Annotated in this window: 17 protein-coding genes; 11 read left to right on the forward strand and 6 right to left on the reverse strand. The window is 66.3% G+C overall.

Features of this window, described 5'->3' with window-relative positions:
- Position 1: 1 nt before the first annotated feature.
- Positions 2-550: a TetR/AcrR family transcriptional regulator gene (locus NQJ30_RS10175; protein WP_255769800.1), complete on the reverse strand. Its 549-nt coding sequence runs from the start codon at positions 548-550 to the stop codon at positions 2-4.
- Positions 547-2,511: an MFS transporter gene (locus NQJ30_RS10180; RefSeq protein ID WP_255769801.1), complete on the reverse strand. Its 1,965-nt coding sequence runs from the start codon at positions 2,509-2,511 to the stop codon at positions 547-549. Before NQJ30_RS10180 ends, NQJ30_RS10175 begins: the two co-directional genes overlap by 4 nt.
- Positions 2,512-2,751: 240 nt before the next feature.
- Between NQJ30_RS10180 and NQJ30_RS10185 the strand changes: the two genes are divergently transcribed.
- The 6 genes from NQJ30_RS10185 (at position 2,752) to NQJ30_RS10210 (ending at position 8,898) form a co-directional block, all read left to right on the forward strand.
- A complete protein-coding gene (locus tag NQJ30_RS10185) occupies positions 2,752-3,855 on the forward strand; it encodes an iron-siderophore ABC transporter substrate-binding protein (RefSeq protein WP_255769802.1) in 1,104 nt (367 codons plus the stop codon).
- Positions 3,856-3,865: 10 nt separating this feature from the next.
- Positions 3,866-4,888 (forward strand): FecCD family ABC transporter permease, encoded by a 1,023-nt coding sequence (locus tag NQJ30_RS10190; RefSeq protein ID WP_255769803.1) that lies wholly within the window; start codon positions 3,866-3,868, stop codon positions 4,886-4,888.
- A 122-nt stretch (positions 4,889-5,010) separates the two neighbouring features.
- Positions 5,011-5,994: a FecCD family ABC transporter permease gene (locus tag NQJ30_RS10195; RefSeq protein ID WP_255769818.1), complete on the forward strand. Its 984-nt coding sequence runs from the start codon at positions 5,011-5,013 to the stop codon at positions 5,992-5,994.
- A gap of 1 nt (position 5,995) precedes the next feature.
- Positions 5,996-6,811 (forward strand): ABC transporter ATP-binding protein, encoded by an 816-nt coding sequence (locus NQJ30_RS10200; RefSeq protein ID WP_255769804.1) that lies wholly within the window; start codon positions 5,996-5,998, stop codon positions 6,809-6,811.
- On the forward strand, positions 6,808-7,860 hold the full coding sequence (locus NQJ30_RS10205) for a siderophore-interacting protein (RefSeq protein WP_255769805.1): 1,053 nt from the start codon (positions 6,808-6,810) through the stop codon (positions 7,858-7,860). Before NQJ30_RS10200 ends, NQJ30_RS10205 begins: the two co-directional genes overlap by 4 nt.
- A 195-nt stretch (positions 7,861-8,055) precedes the next feature.
- Positions 8,056-8,898, forward strand: coding sequence for an SGNH/GDSL hydrolase family protein (locus NQJ30_RS10210; RefSeq protein ID WP_255769806.1), 843 nt, complete (start codon positions 8,056-8,058; stop codon positions 8,896-8,898).
- On the opposite strand, the gene NQJ30_RS10215 is transcribed toward NQJ30_RS10210, so the two are convergent.
- Complete coding sequence (locus NQJ30_RS10215; RefSeq protein ID WP_255769807.1) at positions 8,895-9,182, reverse strand: YciI family protein; 288 nt, start codon at positions 9,180-9,182, stop codon at positions 8,895-8,897. The genes NQJ30_RS10210 and NQJ30_RS10215 overlap by 4 nt on opposite strands.
- 69 nt (positions 9,183-9,251) lie before the next feature.
- Here NQJ30_RS10215 and NQJ30_RS10220 point away from each other — a divergent pair, with 69 nt between their 5' ends.
- A complete protein-coding gene (locus tag NQJ30_RS10220) occupies positions 9,252-9,731 on the forward strand; it encodes a MarR family winged helix-turn-helix transcriptional regulator (RefSeq protein ID WP_255769808.1) in 480 nt (159 codons plus the stop codon).
- A 39-nt stretch (positions 9,732-9,770) separates the two neighbouring features.
- Positions 9,771-10,532 (forward strand): SGNH/GDSL hydrolase family protein, encoded by a 762-nt coding sequence (locus tag NQJ30_RS10225; RefSeq protein WP_255769809.1) that lies wholly within the window; start codon positions 9,771-9,773, stop codon positions 10,530-10,532.
- Between the two features lie 60 nt (positions 10,533-10,592).
- Here the strand turns inward: NQJ30_RS10225 and NQJ30_RS10230 are convergent, their stop codons facing one another.
- Genes NQJ30_RS10230 through NQJ30_RS10240 form a run of 3 tightly spaced genes read right to left on the reverse strand, consistent with a single transcriptional unit; the run spans position 10,593 to position 13,427 of the window.
- Positions 10,593-11,405, reverse strand: a complete 813-nt coding sequence (locus tag NQJ30_RS10230; RefSeq protein ID WP_255769810.1) for an FAD:protein FMN transferase — start codon at positions 11,403-11,405, stop codon at positions 10,593-10,595.
- The gene (locus tag NQJ30_RS10235) at positions 11,389-11,931 is read right to left on the reverse strand and encodes an FMN-binding protein (RefSeq protein ID WP_255769811.1); all 543 of its coding nucleotides are present in this window, start codon (positions 11,929-11,931) and stop codon (positions 11,389-11,391) included. The genes NQJ30_RS10230 and NQJ30_RS10235 overlap by 17 nt, the downstream gene beginning before the upstream one ends.
- Positions 11,928-13,427, reverse strand: coding sequence for a ferredoxin reductase family protein (locus NQJ30_RS10240; protein WP_255769812.1), 1,500 nt, complete (start codon positions 13,425-13,427; stop codon positions 11,928-11,930). The genes NQJ30_RS10235 and NQJ30_RS10240 overlap by 4 nt, the downstream gene beginning before the upstream one ends.
- A gap of 326 nt (positions 13,428-13,753) precedes the next feature.
- Here NQJ30_RS10240 and rpmB point away from each other — a divergent pair, with 326 nt between their 5' ends.
- Genes rpmB through rpsN form a run of 3 tightly spaced genes read left to right on the forward strand, consistent with a single transcriptional unit; the run spans position 13,754 to position 14,466 of the window.
- Positions 13,754-13,990: a 50S ribosomal protein L28 gene (rpmB, locus tag NQJ30_RS10245; RefSeq protein ID WP_124090838.1), complete on the forward strand. Its 237-nt coding sequence runs from the start codon at positions 13,754-13,756 to the stop codon at positions 13,988-13,990.
- Positions 13,990-14,157, forward strand: coding sequence for a 50S ribosomal protein L33 (gene rpmG, locus NQJ30_RS10250; protein ID WP_013602737.1), 168 nt, complete (start codon positions 13,990-13,992; stop codon positions 14,155-14,157). Before rpmB ends, rpmG begins: the two co-directional genes overlap by 1 nt.
- A gap of 3 nt (positions 14,158-14,160) precedes the next feature.
- The gene (gene rpsN / locus NQJ30_RS10255; protein ID WP_164204161.1) at positions 14,161-14,466 is read left to right on the forward strand and encodes a 30S ribosomal protein S14; all 306 of its coding nucleotides are present in this window, start codon (positions 14,161-14,163) and stop codon (positions 14,464-14,466) included.
- Positions 14,467-15,026 lie beyond the last annotated feature (560 nt).

Below are 15,026 nucleotides of genomic sequence, written 5' to 3' on the forward strand. Positions count from 1 at the left end.
GCTACCGGCCGGCCGCTGCGCAGGTGTCGATTTGGGCCTGGATGATGGGACCGAAGCGGGCCACGAGGTCGTCGAACTCCCAGTCGTCGAACAGGCCCAGGGTCCGGAGCGTCTCGCCGAAGCCGGTCATCAGCGCGATCACCGTCGCTGCCGCGCGGCGGTCGGGTGAGGTGTCGCCCATGACGCGGGCGACGGCGCCAAGGTAGCGTTCGCGGATTTCGGCACGGGCCGCGTCGGGGTCCGGAGCGTCCTGGACGAGGAACGGGATCATGGCCCACGGCTCCTGCGCGCCGCGTTCGCGCCGCATCAGGACCCGGAACACCAGCGCCCTGCCGAGTTCCGACGTCGGGACGTCGAGGTCGGTGAGCAGCGATTCGTCCGGCTGCGCGGCGGCGAAGAGTTTTTCCTTGGAGACGAACAGCTTCATCACCAGGGCCGCCGAAATCCCCGCATCGGCGGCGATGTCCCGGACCGTGACGCCGCGGTATCCGCGTTCGCCGAAGAGGCGCCTGGCGGACTGCAGGATGGCGTCGTGGCTCGGACTGCTCATGCCCGCGCCGGCTCCCCGGCATCCCCCGCGGGCGCGGCAAGGTCCAGGGTAACGGGCCGGCCATCCACCGCCAGCTTGCGGGCCAGGGCCTGGTGGGTCACCGGATGCAGCATGCTGACAACGTAGCGGCCGGCGGGAGGCAGCGGAAAGGCGTAAGTGCCGTCGTCATCGGTGTGAGCCGTAGCCAGGTGCTCGCCCGTAGCGTGCAGCAGGGTCACCATGGCGCCGGGGACGGGGCGGCCGCCCACGCTGACAATCCCGCTGACCTCCAGGCGCTTCCCCAGGAGGAAGTTGTGCTGGAGGGTGCGGCCGTCGAAATCGAAGACCTGGGCCAGGGGCGCCCAGCCGCCCGCGTTGGCCACCACGAGGTATTTTCCGGCCCCGGGCAGCGCCACGGAATAATTGCCTTCCGCATCCACCCGGCTCCAGTCCACCGGTTCGCCGCCGGTCCGCAGCACGGTGACGACGGCGGGTGTGAGGGGCCGCTGGTCGGCCGCCAGGACGCGGCCCTGGACCACGAGTTCGCTGACCGCGCCGACGGGCACGGCAGGGCGGGGTGCCGCTAGCCGCGGGATGAACACCGCGGCGAGGATAGATCCCGCCGAGGCCAGGGCCGCCATCCAGAAAACGTCCTTGAAGGCATCGAACGAGGGGAGATGGGCGGCCCCCACCGTGACGGTCACGGAGGTGAGGACGGCGGCGACGGCGGCGCTCGACGTCGACGTTCCGATGGACCTGACCAGACTGTTGAGTCCGTTGGCCGAGGCCGTCTCGGTGATGGGAACCACGCCCATGATCAGGGTGGGCATCGCGGCGTAGGCGATGGCCGTTCCTATGCTGACCACGGTGGAACCGATGATCACTGACGCGATGGAGTCGTAGAAGAACACACGGCCCACGTAGCCGGCAATCATGACGGCGGCACCGGCAATCAGTGCGGTTTTGCCGCCAAAGACCCGGATCAGGCGGCCGGAAACGGGTGCGAAAATCACCATGGCCAGTCCGGACGGGACCATGCACAGCCCGGCCGTGATGACGCTTAGCTCGAAGCCATAGCCTGTGACGGTGGGCAGTTGGAGCTGCTGGGTGGTGAGCAGCATGTTCGCGAACATGGCGAACCCGATGAGCAGCGAGGCGAGGTTGGTCATCAGCACCGGACGGCGTGCGGAGGTCCGCAGGTCAACCATCGGCTGGCTGACCTTGAGTTCGTAGGGCACCCACATGGCCAGGAGCACCACGGCACTGAGGAACAGCAGCAGGACCGGCTCGGAGCCCCAACCCCACGAGCCGCCCTTGGAGATGGCCAGCAGCAGGGCCGCCAGCGCGCCCGACAACACCGCGGCTCCGGCGTAGTCGAAGCGCCCGGGCGTGCGGACCCTGGATTCGGGCACCACCAGGAGCACTGCTAGCAGCAGCAGTGTTCCGGCGGCGGCAGATACCCAGAAGATCGACTCCCAGCCAAGGCCTTCGTAGAGCACGCCGGCCAACGGCAACCCCAGGGCGCTGCCGATGCCGAGGGTGGCGCTCATCAGTGCCACCGCCGATCCCATCTTTTCCTTCGGCAGTTCGTCGCGCATGATGCTGATGCCCACAGGGATCAGCGCCGAGGAGAAGCCTTGGAGGGCCCGCCCGATGATGAGCCAGAGGAAGGATCCGCCAAGGGCCGCAATGACCGAGCCGGCCACCATGATGGCCAGGCAGATCACCATCATTTTGCGCTTGCCGTACATGTCCGCGCTGCGGGACACAATGGGCGTCGCCACGGCGCTCGAAAGCAAGGTGGCGGTCACCAGCCAGGAAGCGTCGTCGGCAGTTACACCCAGGATGCTTGGGAAGTCCGGCAGCAGCGGCACCACCAGCGTCTGCATAAGGGAGACCACCGTGCCGCTCAACGCCAGGACAGCGGTGATGAGCGACGGCGCGGGGGTGCGTTGGGGACGGGTGGCGTTGGTGCGGGGCATCTGCTGCTTTCGACGGTGCGCGGGATGGGGGAGTGGGGGGCGGATCCTGGCCCGGCCACAAAGACGGCGGGTGAACGTGTGTTTACCTTCCGTCCAGTGAACCACTGTTCACCCCGCCGCGGCAATCCACAGCACCTGTCGACCGCGTCACATGTGCAATTACGCCACGAAAAGCTTTTCTAATTAGAGCAAGGGTAGGCTAACCTTACTTAGGTTTGCATTATTCACCTAAGGAGTTCCGTGACTTCCCCCTTCTTCCCCGCCCCCAGTGCCACCCGCCGAACGCTGTTTAAATCAGCCGGCAAGGCCGCTGCCGTACTCGCCGCAGCTGCCCTCACCCTGTCGGCCTGCTCCACCGGGCCCGCCGCCGGCACGTCGGGCGCCGGCACCGCCAGCACAAGCAGTTCGCAGTTCCCGGTCACCATCCAGCACGTTTACGGTGAAACCACCATCAAGGAACAGCCCACGCGGATAGCCACCGTTTCCTGGGTCAACGACGACGTTGCCCTGGCCCTCGGTGTTGTTCCCGTGGGGGTACCCAAGAACGAATGGGGCGGCAACGGCCAGGGCTCCACCCCGTGGAAGGACGCTGCCCTGGAGGAACTCGGCGCCGGCTTTGGCACGGCCAAGGCGCCGGCCCAGTACTCAGAGGCTGACGGCATCAACTTCACCGAAATCGCGAAGCTCGCCCCGGACGTCATCCTCGCCGCCTACTCCGGGCTGAGCGAAGAGGATTACCGGAAGCTCAGCGAGATCGCCCCCGTGGTGGCCCATCCCCAGGTGGCCTACGGAACCTCATGGCAGGACTCCACCGCCATAATCGGCAAGGCACTGGGCAAGGATGCGGAGGCCGCCCAACTGGTTGCCGACACCGAGGCCACCATCAAGGACAAGGTCTCCAAGTACCCGCAGATCGCCGGCAAGAGCTTTATCTACGGCAACCTCGAGCCCGCCTCGGCTGACGGCGTCAACGTCTACACCGCCAACGACAACCGCCCCCGCTTCCTGAGCGAAATCGGCATGAAGCTCGCGTCCGTTGTGGAGGACAACTCGAAGGGCTCCAAGGAATTCTTCATCCCGTGGTCCGCCGAGAAGGCTAACGAACTGGACTCCGACATCTTCGTCACCTGGGTTCCGGACGCGGCCACTACCGGCTCCATCAAGGCTGACCCGCTGCTCGGCCAGATCCCCGCCATCAAGCACGGGGCCCTGGTTGCCGATTCGGACAACACGCTGACGCTGTCCATCTCCGCCTCCTCCCCGCTGAGCCTGCCGTGGTCCTTGGACACATTCCTACCGCAGCTGGCCGCCGCCGCGGACGCAGCCACCGCCGCGGCGAAGTAGGCACCCTTTCATGACGGAAAGTACGACGGCGGCACGCACCGAGGGCAGGCAGGCAGCGTGGCTGCTCGCCGCCGTCGTCGTACTTGCCGTGCTGACCGCCGCGTCCCTGGCCGTCGGGGCCCGCGGGCTTCCCCTGGCCACCGTGTGGCAGTCCCTCACCCAGTTTGATTCCGCGAACGGCGACCACGCCGTGGTGCACGCCCGCATCCCGCGCACGGTGCTGGGACTGCTGGCCGGCGGGGCGCTGGGCCTGGCAGGCGCGGCCATGCAGGGCGTCGCCCGCAACCCGCTTGCCGACCCCGGCATCATGGGCGTGAATGCCGGTGCCGCCCTGGCCGTGGTCACCGGCATCTATGTCTTCGGAATTTCATCCCTGACCGGCTACATCTGGTTCGCTTTCAGCGGCGCCGCGGTGGCCGCCGTCGTGGTTTACCTCATCGCCTCCCTGGGCAGGGACGGCGCGACGCCGGTCAAGCTCGCCCTCGCCGGCGCGGCACTCAGCGCCGGGCTGTTCTCCCTCATGAACGTCATCCTGGTCTCAAGCCAGGACACCCTGGACCGGTTCCGGTTCTGGCAGGTGGGCGGGATTGCGGGCCGCGATTGGTCCGTGGTGCTGCCTGGGCTGCCGTTCCTGGCGGCCGGAGCCGTGATTGTCCTGTTCACTGGCCGGATCCTGAACAGCCTGGCCCTGGGTGACGACATAGCCCGCGGCCTCGGTCAGCGCGTCGGGCTGGCCCGCGGCGTAACCGCCCTGGGCATCGTGGTGCTGTGCGGCTCGGCCACGGCGCTGGCCGGGCCCATCGGCTTCGTTGGACTGGTCATCCCGCATGCCGTCCGCTTCCTTACCGGCCCTGACTACCGCTGGATCCTCCCGTTCTCCCTGGTCCTGGCCCCGGCGCTGCTGCTCGGTGCCGACATCATCGGCCGGGTGGTCCTGCTTCCCGGCGAGGTTCCTGCGGGCATCATGACGGCCATGGTCGGCGCGCCCGTGTTCGTCTGGCTCATCCGCCGGGGAAAGGGCGTGGGTCTGTGAGCCTCGTCAACACCAAACCCTCCGTTGCTCTATCACTTCCGGTTCCTAAAAACGGTTTTTGGCGACCAAAACTGATAGAGCAACACTGGCGGGCCGCCCTTCTGGCCGCCGCCGTCGTCCTCATGCTGGCGGCGTACGTCCTGCTGGGCAGCTACACCGTGACCATTCCCGACTTCTTCAAAATCCTCACCGCCCACCTGACCGGCGGCGAAAGAATTCCCGGCGCCAGCTTCATCGTGATGGAAAACAAGCTTCCCCGGGCCGTCATCGGCGCCATGATCGGGGTGGCCTTCGGGCTGGCCGGCGGACTCTTCCAGACCATGCTGCGCAACCCGCTGGCCAGCCCGGACGTGATCGGGATCAGCTACGGTGCCAGCGCGGCGGCGGTCACTGCCATTGTGGTCTTCGGGGCCTCGGGTGCGGCGGTCTCCGGTGCAGCCCTCGGCGGAGCACTCGGGGTTGCGGCGCTCATCTACGCCATCTCCTGCGGCGGATCACTTGGCTCAGGGGCCGGCAATGGGGGAAGTGCTGCCGGGAACCGCCTCATCCTGGCCGGGGTGGGCATCGCCGCGGCCCTACATGCCGTGGTCAGTTTCCTGATGACCCGGGCCGACATCCGCACCGCCGCAGACGCCCTCGTCTGGCTCAACGGGTCCCTCAACTCCGCCAACTGGGACCGTGCCGGAACGCTCGCGTTGGCCCTCCTGGTGTTGATCCCGGCCGTCATCGCCCTTTCCGGCCCGCTGCGCATCCTGGAACTCGGCGATGACGCCGCTGCCGGGCTGGGCCTCCGCGTCGGGTGCACCCGCCTCGCCGTGGTGATTACCGCCGTCGGACTCGCAGCGGTGGCGACGGCGGCAGCCGGCCCCGTAGCGTTCGTCGCCTTCCTCGCCGGTCCCATCGCCCGGCGCATCACCAACAAAGCCAGCCTGCCGGCGTCGGCCCTTGTTGGTTCGCTGATTGTCCTGGCGGCCGATTACTTTGCCGCCAACATTGCCCCCCTGGTGCAGGACGGCACCGTGCTGCCCGTCGGCGTCATCACCGGCGCCCTCGGTGCCCCGTTCCTGCTGTGGCTCCTGATCACGGCCAACCGAAAGGATGCCTGACATGGCTGTTCTCAGCGCACAGGACCTGACGCTGAAATACGACCAGCGCTGCGTGGTGGAGAGCCTCACCGCGGAAATCCCGGAGGGCAAGGTGACCATGATCGTGGGCGCCAATGCCTGCGGAAAATCCACCCTCCTCCGCGGCCTGTCCCGCCTCCTCAAACCCGCCGCCGGCGTGGTCACCCTGGACGGAAAGGACATCCACTCCCGCCCCGCCCGCGAACTGGCCCGCTCCCTGGGCCTCCTCCCGCAGCACCCCACAGCGCCGGACGGCATCACTGTCCGCGATCTCGTGGGACGCGGGCGGTATCCGCACCAGGGCTTCTTCCGCAGCTGGTCAGCCCAGGACAACGACGCGGTGCACCGCGCGCTGGAAGCGACCGCCACCCTTGAGCTTGCGGAACGGAACGTGGACGAGCTCTCCGGCGGGCAGCGCCAGCGGGTCTGGATCGCCATGGCACTGGCCCAGGAAACCGACGTCCTGTTGCTGGACGAGCCCACCACGTACCTGGACCTGGCGCACCAGGTGGAAGTCCTGGACCTGGTCACGGACCTGAACCGCAAACGCGGCACCACGGTTGCCATCGTCCTGCACGACCTGAACCTGGCCGCACGCTATGCGGACCACGTCATCGCCATGAAAGCCGGCGGGATCGTGGCACTCGGAGCGCCCAACGATGTTGTCACCGAAAAGCTGGTCCTGGACGTCTTCGGACTCGAGTCCAGGGTCATCCCCGATCCCGTGTCCGGGACCCCGCTGATCATTCCGATCGGCCGCCACCACGTCATCGCCAACGAATTGGAGCTCCTTTCATGAAGACCCGCGAGACCGCCCCCACCCAGCCCATGACCCTGGCTTTCGACGTCACAGTTTCCTCCATCCAGGACCTCAGCCCGAACTTCCGCCGCATCACCTTCGGCGGATATTCATTGCGCGACTTCGGCGTATCCGGAGACACCCTGGACCTGCGGATCAAGCTGATGGTCCCCTCACTCGACAACGCCGGGCAGCAGATCCCGCTGCCCGCCTTCAACATGAATCAGTCCGGCTGGTACCAGGCATGGCTCGCGCTGGACCCCGCCCGCCGCGGCTCGATGCGGACCTACACCGTCCGCGGTTCACGGCTCGATTCCGTCTACCCGGAAATCGACGTCGACTTCGTGATGCACTTCGACGCCCCCGGGCACGTGAACCAAAACAGCGGGCCCGCCGCCACCTGGGCGCAGCACGCCCGGCCCGGTGACGCCCTCACCATCATCGGACCCAACAACCGCGCCGCGCAGTGCCGCACGGCCGAAACCTACGGCGGCATCGAATGGCGCCCGGGACTGGCCGAGCGCGTACTGCTCGCCGGCGATGAAACCGCCGTTCCCGCCATCTCCGCCATCCTCGAAAGCCTGCCGTCCTACATGAGCGGCCACGCCTTCCTGGAGGTCCCCGAAGCAGGTGACTTCCAGGATCTCAAGACAGCGGCCGACGTCGACATCACCTGGCTGCCCCGCGGCGCCGCGATCGGCCGCTCCCGTCCGCACGGGGAACTGCTGCAGCACGCCGTGCGCGCGGCTGTCCCCGTGCCCGGCTGGGTGGGGATCAAAGCGGCCGACGGCGGCGCAGGCCCGGAGCCCGAGAACGTCAACGTGGACCGCGACATCCTCTGGGAGACCCCCGCGCGGATGGAGACTGCCGCGATCGGGGCCAGCCGCAACCCAGCCCTGCCAGCCGGCGCGATGCCCTTCTACGCGTGGATCGCCGGCGAGGCCGCCGTCATCAAGGACATACGCCGGTACCTCGTGCGGGACGTCGGGATCGACCGGAAGCAGGTGGCTTTCATGGGGTACTGGCGCCAGGGCAAGGCCGAAGGCTAATGCTGTCTGGAGCGGGAGGGAGGGGATGCATCCTCGGCGCGCTCGCTCGTTCCTCGGTTAGACGCACGCTGCCGGATGCCTCCCTCCCTCGCACGCAACGCTCTCGCACTTAACGCCGGGTTTTTGTCGACGCTCTCGCCGTTCCTGTTGCTGGCCGTTAACCTTGGCTTCTCTTTGGGTGGCTAGGGTGACGGGGTGGCTGGTGATCCTTTGTTGCCCCAGGACGGACGGCGCGTTTTTGTTGCCTTGGGGGATTCCTTTACCGAGGGCGTCGGAGACCGGGATGAGCGGCTGCCCAACGGGGTTCGGGGCTGGGCTGACCGGGTGGCCGAGAAGCTGGCCAAGGCCAACCCCGGCTGGGAATACGCCAACCTGGCCATCCGGAGCAAGCGGCTGCGCCATGTGGTGAACGAACAGCTGGAGCAGGCGCTGGCCCTGAAGCCGGCCCTGATCACGCTGTACGCCGGCGGCAACGACATCCTGGACATCGGCACCGACATGGCCGTTCTCATGGAGGACTACGAAAAGCTGGTGGCGCGCCTGGCCGGGAGCGGAGCGACGGTGGTCCTGTTCACGGGTTTCGACGTCAAGGTTTCGGCAGTGCTGGAGCTGCTGAAAAAGCGGAACACCATCTACAACCAGCGGGTGCGGGACATCGCTGCCAAATACGGTGCCGTGCTGGTGGACTACTGGTGCCTGGACGCCTTCCATGACCAGCGGATGTGGGACTCGGACCGGCTCCACATGTCCAAAGCCGGCCATAAATACCTTGCGGGGCAGGTGCTGGACCAGCTCGGTGTGCCGCACAAAATCCAGCCCAAGGAGTGGGAACCGCTGCCCAGGCCAAGCCTGCGCGAGTGGGAACAGGCACAGCGGCGCTGGGTCAACGACTGGGTGTTGCCGCTCTTTGGCCGCAAGATCCGGGGCATCACCCTGGGGGACAAGCTGAGCCCGCGCTGGCCCGAGCCGGTCAAGGTGCCGCGGAAGGGCGGCCTCAGGAAGCTGGCGGAGAAACGCGAAAAGGCCGGAAGGACTTAAGCGTCCAACAGGTTTTCGTAGCCCTCGGCGACGGTGGTGGCTGTGAACTCGATGACCTCGAACTCGGCCACGCCGTTGCTGTAGAACGGGTCGCGGGCCAACGCAGCGTCGAGTGTGGCGCGGCTGGCCTTGGACAGCAGCACGCCGCCCACCGCCGGAACCAGGCGTCCGGACGCGAGGAACACGCCGTCGTCGAACGACTGCTTAACCCAGGCCATATGCGCGGGCCGGTGATAGTCAACGATGTCTTCGGGCACTTTGTACGTGAGCGACACAACAAACATAAGGCCAGCCTACCGGCGCGCGGACGGTGCACTTGAACTGTCAAGAGTTAGTTCTCCTAGAATGGACTCATGACCGAACCGCGCTGGCTGAACGCCGACGAACGCCGTGCCTGGCTGGCGATCCTGAGCATCAACACCCTCCTACCTGCCGCCCTGGACAGCCAACTCCACAGCGCCGGCAAAGTTTCCCTGTTCGACTACAACGTCATGGCCATGCTGTCCGAGGCCGAGGGGCATTTTCTTCCCATGAGCGAGCTGGCAGCCCGGACCAGCTCCTCGCTGTCCCGGCTCTCGCACGTGGTGTCCAAGCTGGAAAAGCGCGGCTGGCTGGAACGGCGCCCGCACCCGCGTGACGCGCGTGTCACCACCGCGCACCTGTCCGACGTCGGGATGGCCACTTTGGTGTCGCTGGCACCCGGGCACGTGGAGGCAGTCCGCACGAAGTTCCTGGACGCGCTGACGGACCGCGATGTCAACGATCTGGCCCGCATCGGGGAAAAGATCGTGGCCCGGCTCGACGACGCCCACTGGATCCTCCGCGAAAGCTGATTCTTGGTTGCTCGCGGCAACGGATGGCACACTGGCGCAATGGACTTCTCGACCCGCTATGTAGCCCTTGGTGACTCCTTCACTGAAGGAGTCGGCGATGATGATCCGACGCGTCCCAACGGTGTGCGTGGCTGGGCCGACCGCGTGGCTGAGCAGTTGGGCGCGGCCGATCCCGGCTTCGGCTACGCGAACCTCGCCATCCGCGGCAGGAAACTGCGCCAGATCATGGCGGAACAGGTGGATGCCGCCGTCGAACTTAACCCCACTCTGGTGACCATCTACGCAGGCGCAAACGACATCCTCCGGCCCAGGATAGACATTGACGATCTGCTGCAGGACTACGACGCCGGCATCCGCACGTTGACCGCCACCGGAGCCAAGGTGGTGGTGTTCACCGGCTTCGATGCGCGCGGATCCAAGGTGTTCAGCACTATGCGCGGACGCACGGCAATCTACAACGAACTGGTCCGCGGCATCGCCGGCGACCACGGTGCGCTGCTGGTGGACTACTGGCGGTTCAGCGAGTACTACGACTGGGGCATGTGGGCGAAGGATCGGATGCACATGTCGGCGGCCGGTCACGCCAACATGGCCAAAAGGGTGTTGACGGTCCTCGAACATGACCATTCGATCGACGTCCCGCCCATGACCCCCGTCCCCGAACTGAGCCGGGCCGAAGCGATCCGTGCCAACGCCCGCTGGGTCCGTGAATTTGCCGGGCCGTGGGTGGTCCGCCGGGTCGCCGGAAAGTCCTCCGGCGACGGCCTGTCGCCCAAGTACGGCCGGCTCACCCACCTCTGACCGGGCCGGGCACAGGACTCTGGCACCGGAACCCGGCGCGGGACCTGGTGCGGGACTTACTTAACGGCGGAAGTCCGGCGTCGCCAGCAGCGTTCCGTCCGAGCGGACCGCCAGCACCGCAACATCCCAGCCGTCGGCTGCCCGGTCCAGCATTGGAATGCCGCCGGCCACGATCGCCGTGGCCAGGACGTCGGCGGTGGTGATGTCCGCGGCGGCAACGGAGACCTGCACGAAGCCGGAGGCCTCACCGGGCCGCCGCCATATGTGGTCCCCCCGCTCCGCCGAACCCGATGTCGCCAGCGCCGCGTGCCGCCGTCGTCCGCCCAGCGGGTAGCCGGCCAGCAACGCCCCGCGGTCCAAAGGATCCACAATCCCGGCGTCCCAAGGTTCGGTGCTGCCAGGCGTTGGCGAACCGCTGACCAGTACGTCGCCGCCCGAGTTGAGGCACCAGTCCGTGCGCCCGAGGGCCAGCAGCGACGTTCCTGCCTCCTGGATGGCATAAGCCTTAATGAGGCCGGACAGGTCCAGCACGCCGTCGGGCCGTTCCGGCGTGAAAGCCCCGTGCGTCCGCAGCCGCCACTCCAGCGCCTCCGCGTACCGTGCGCGCATGCCCGGCGACGCATCGCGGAGTAACAGCTCGCCACGCGCCAGGCTGCTTGCCTCGGATTCCTCCCTGTACAGGCTGAAGGTCCGGTCCAGGTCAAGGAAGACGCGTTCGACGACGGCGGCCGCCGCTTCGAGCTCATCCCTGGTTGTGTGCCCTCCCGGACCGGGGGCGGCGGCCATCGTGAGGCTGATGACCGTGCCCATGGAGTGGAAGACGGCCGCCTTGGGCAGTGCGCCGACCGCGGGGTTCTCAGAGGTGCGCGGCATCGATGGCTGCCTGGAGGGAGGAGAGGTACGCGCCGCTGGTCACCGTGGCTCCGCTGATGGTTTTGACCTTGGCTGACTGCGCCGCCAGCACTTCGCTGCGGAGGAGCGGCGCGGCCCGGTTGCTGATCTGGACTGATTTGCGGTCGTCGTCGGTCAGTTGGAGGGCGGTGACCTCGGAAATTTTGCCGGCACTGACGGTGATTTGGACCTGTACGGCACCGAATCTCGTCTGCACCACCGAGCCGTTGAAGGTCCCCGCCGCGGAGGCGCTGCCGGAGGTGCCGGAACCCGAAGAACCCGCAGAACCAGAGGTGCCCGAGGAACCCGAGGTGCCAGAGGAACCGGACGTGCCGCTGCTTCCCGACGCCGCCGCGGCACCGCCGGAGGCTCCGGCGCCGCTGGTTCCCGCCGCCGTCGTACTGCTGTTGGTGGTGCTGACCCCTGCCACCTGGGCTCCGGCCTGCCAGCCGGCCAGGAGGATTCCCGCGGAGGCAATGGCTGCTGACAGTGCTCCTCGTGCTTTCACCAGTCAAACCTTTCGTGATGGATCTGCCCGGGCCGCACACCGGCGGCGCGGGCATCGGCAATGACGTTGCCCGCCCAGCGAACAGGCCCGCAGATGTAAATGTCGGCGTCGGCGAGCTCGGGAACATAGGACGGGAGGCTGTAGCCGCTGCGGACGGCGTCGTCGGGAAGCCAGGTTGCGGAGTCCCACCGGGCACGGGGGCCGGTGACGTGGAACAGCTTTGCACCGCGCTGCCGGCAGAGTTCGAAGATTTCGTCTTTGAGGTACAGCTCCTGCTCACTGTGGCCGCGAAGCATGACGGTGGCGTGGCCGGGCGCGAACGGCGTCGTCTCCAGCAGCGCCCTCAAGGGGGTGATGCCGATGCCGGCGCCGATCAGCACCACCTTGTCCCGGCTCCTGGCCGCAGTACTGAACAAGCCGTAGGGGCCTTCCAAAGCCACCTTGGTTCCCGGGCGAAGCCGCACCAGCTGCGCGGATCCGCGGCCCAGGTTTCGGACCGTGATGCGGAGGGTGCCCGTGCCGTCCGGCCCGTATGCTGCGGGTTCGGCGGACAGGCTGAAGGGGTGCGGATGCCACCACAGGCCGGGTGCCAGGAACCGCCAGACGAAGAACCGCCCGCCGGCCCCGGCCAGCCGCCCCAGCTCCCGGCCGGTCATTTCGATATTCACCACACCGGGAGCAACACCGGTGACCCTGCTGACTGTCAGTTGGTGCCGCGAGGTGGCCACCACAGGTTGAACAAACCGGTAGTACAGGAGGGCGGCGCCGGTGACGATGCAGATGGCCAGCCAGTACCACCGCTGCCATGTGCCTTCAGCGAAGAGCCCGCCCACGCTGAACTGGTGGGGGAGGGAGGTTCCGACGGCGGCGTACGTCAGCAGGTGCACCGCGTACCAGAATTCGTACGGGAAACGGCGACGGATGGCCACCAGTGAGGTCACCACCACCGCGATGAACAGGGCCATGGACACGAAGGCGAGCCACATGTCCGGGACCAAGGTCCACAGCGCGATTGACTCGCTGACGGGGTCCAGCCCCTCGGCCATCCCGTAGCCGATGGCAATAAACAAGCCGTGTGCCAGCAGGAGGTAGAGCGAGGGTTTGCCGAGTTTCCGGTGGAATTCCAAGGCCCTGTCGTGGCCTACCGTCTGGTCGATGAACGGAATGCGCGCCACGAGCAGCAGCATCAGCAGGACAAGGTCCATGCCCGCCAGGCCGGCGACGATTCCCACTGCCGTGAGGAACGCGGCCGGCGAATTCACTGCTGACGCGCCGCCGTCGGCCAACCAAAGGGCCACCGCCGCGGCCACCGAAGCCCACGCAATCACGGTGAGGAGGTCGGCCCGCAGCATCCGTTCCCGGTGTTGCCGCGCGAAGCGGCCCCGGTCAGGGCTGCCGACGTTGGCCCGGCTGCGGGGTGCTGGCGGTCTGGAAGGGAGCCCGGCGTGGCCGGAGCGGCTTGTCGCCGGAGTGGCCGGCAGGAGCTGTGTCTTCATGCATCAAATGTGCGCCCGGAAGCTTTCATTTTGCTGTGAAAACCAGGGCTTGCGGGCTGTGAACCCGGGTAAAGTGCCGGAATCGCTTATACACCCTTCGTCTCGGATTGGTCTTTAATTGCCTCAACTCGTAGACTTGGTGGGCGCTAAGTGCGCGGAGCGTGCGCAATTGCTCCGGTGGCCCGGTAGTTTTCTCCAGGGTAGCCGGTAGTTAGGGGCTCAAGTTGCGTGACTAACCGTTCACCCTGATCACTTTGGGTCGCTCTTAGACGCATGGTCCTGCAGCAGATATGCGGACCATTACATTCAATTCTTGAGGAGAAGTCATGGCAGCACACTGCCAAGTGACCGGAGCCGAGCCGGGCTTTGGGCACAGCATTTCGCACTCGCACCGCCGCAACAAGCGTCGGTTCGATCCGAACATTCAGAAGAAGCGCTACTGGGTTCCGTCCCTGCGCCGCAATGTCACTCTGCAGGTTTCTGCAAAGGGCATCAAGACCATTGACGTACGCGGCATCGACGCAGTCGTCGCCTCGATCCTGGCTCGTGGGGTGAAGCTCTAATGGCAAAGGACAAGGACGTACGTCCGATCATCAAGCTCAAGTCGACCGCGGGCACGGGTTACACCTACGTAACCCGTAAGAACCGTCGTAACGATCCGGACCGCATGGTCCTGAAGAAGTACGACCCCAAGATCCGCCAGCACGTCGAATTCCGAGAGGAGCGCTAAACCATGGCTAAGAAGTCCAAGATTGCTCGCAACGAGCAGCGCAAGGTCATCGTTGAGCGTTACGCTGCCAAGCGCCTCGAGCTGAAGAAGGCCCTGGTTGACCCCAACTCGACCGACGAAGCACGCGAAGCTGCACGCCTCGGCCTGCAGAAGCTGCCCCGCAACGCGTCCCCGATCCGTCTGCGTAACCGCGACATCATCGACGGGCGTCCCCGCGGTACCTTCCAGAAGTTCGGTATCTCCCGTGTTCGCTTCCGCGACATGGCTCACCGCGGTGAGCTCCCGGGCATCACCAAGTCTTCCTGGTAATTCAGCACCGCTGATTCCAGCTGCTTGAGAAGGGCCGGCAACCAATTGGTTGCCGGCCCTTCTGCGTTTAAGGCGTTCGGCGCTGAAGGTGGTCTGCGTTTAATGTGCCGGGGGTGTGGGGCACGGCACGGTGGCAATGTTCGACGTCGGGTGGCGCCCTGGGTGTGTGGTGGCCGGTTTTGCCGCGGGATGCGGGCAAAGCGGCCCGTTTCCGGGTGGATTTGCGGTGGGGGTGTGGGGCGTGTATTGTTTTCTAAGTCGCCGCGAGGGGAACAGCGAAGAGCTTGTTACCGCGGGCGGTCAAACCCCCTCAATTCAAGACCAGATTCTGGTAGTGCTTTAGAGCGCTTCGGAAGTGGTCGGGATTGTTTTCCTGCCGGCGCGGGTCCTGGAATATGGATTTGTGTCGGGGCGGGGAATCGGGTATGTTTGGAAGGTTGCTCCGGAGCGATCCATGATGGTTTTTTGTTGTGGTGGTGCCGGGTGTGTCTGTTGTTTGAGAACTCAATAGTGTGCCAAGTTTGTTGATACCAATTTATTGTATTGGATTGGTTGAATTG

The organism is Pseudarthrobacter sulfonivorans, assembly GCF_024391045.1.
Lineage (GTDB): Bacteria > Actinomycetota > Actinomycetes > Actinomycetales > Micrococcaceae > Arthrobacter > Arthrobacter sulfonivorans_B.

Excerpts from the sequence above, each read along its gene's own strand:
- rpsN (WP_164204161.1), top strand. The coding sequence starts at position 14,161 with ATGGCTAAGAAGTCCAAGATTGCTCGCAACGAGCAGCGCAAGGTCATC.
- NQJ30_RS10205 (WP_255769805.1), top strand. The coding sequence starts at position 6,808 with ATGAAGACCCGCGAGACCGCCCCCACCCAGCCCATGACCCTGGCTTTC.
- NQJ30_RS10220 (WP_255769808.1), top strand. The coding sequence starts at position 9,252 with ATGACCGAACCGCGCTGGCTGAACGCCGACGAACGCCGTGCCTGGCTG.
- NQJ30_RS10195 (WP_255769818.1), top strand. The coding sequence starts at position 5,011 with ATGCTGGCGGCGTACGTCCTGCTGGGCAGCTACACCGTGACCATTCCC.
- NQJ30_RS10180 (WP_255769801.1), bottom strand. The coding sequence starts at position 2,511 with ATGCCCCGCACCAACGCCACCCGTCCCCAACGCACCCCCGCGCCGTCG.
- NQJ30_RS10200 (WP_255769804.1), top strand. The coding sequence starts at position 5,996 with ATGGCTGTTCTCAGCGCACAGGACCTGACGCTGAAATACGACCAGCGC.
- rpmG (WP_013602737.1), top strand. The coding sequence starts at position 13,990 with ATGGCAAAGGACAAGGACGTACGTCCGATCATCAAGCTCAAGTCGACC.
- NQJ30_RS10230 (WP_255769810.1), bottom strand. The coding sequence starts at position 11,405 with ATGCCGCGCACCTCTGAGAACCCCGCGGTCGGCGCACTGCCCAAGGCG.
- NQJ30_RS10215 (WP_255769807.1), bottom strand. The coding sequence starts at position 9,182 with ATGTTTGTTGTGTCGCTCACGTACAAAGTGCCCGAAGACATCGTTGAC.
- NQJ30_RS10190 (WP_255769803.1), top strand. The coding sequence starts at position 3,866 with ATGACGGAAAGTACGACGGCGGCACGCACCGAGGGCAGGCAGGCAGCG.
- NQJ30_RS10225 (WP_255769809.1), top strand. The coding sequence starts at position 9,771 with ATGGACTTCTCGACCCGCTATGTAGCCCTTGGTGACTCCTTCACTGAA.
- NQJ30_RS10175 (WP_255769800.1), bottom strand. The coding sequence starts at position 550 with ATGAGCAGTCCGAGCCACGACGCCATCCTGCAGTCCGCCAGGCGCCTC.
- rpmB (WP_124090838.1), top strand. The coding sequence starts at position 13,754 with ATGGCAGCACACTGCCAAGTGACCGGAGCCGAGCCGGGCTTTGGGCAC.
- NQJ30_RS10240 (WP_255769812.1), bottom strand. The coding sequence starts at position 13,427 with ATGAAGACACAGCTCCTGCCGGCCACTCCGGCGACAAGCCGCTCCGGC.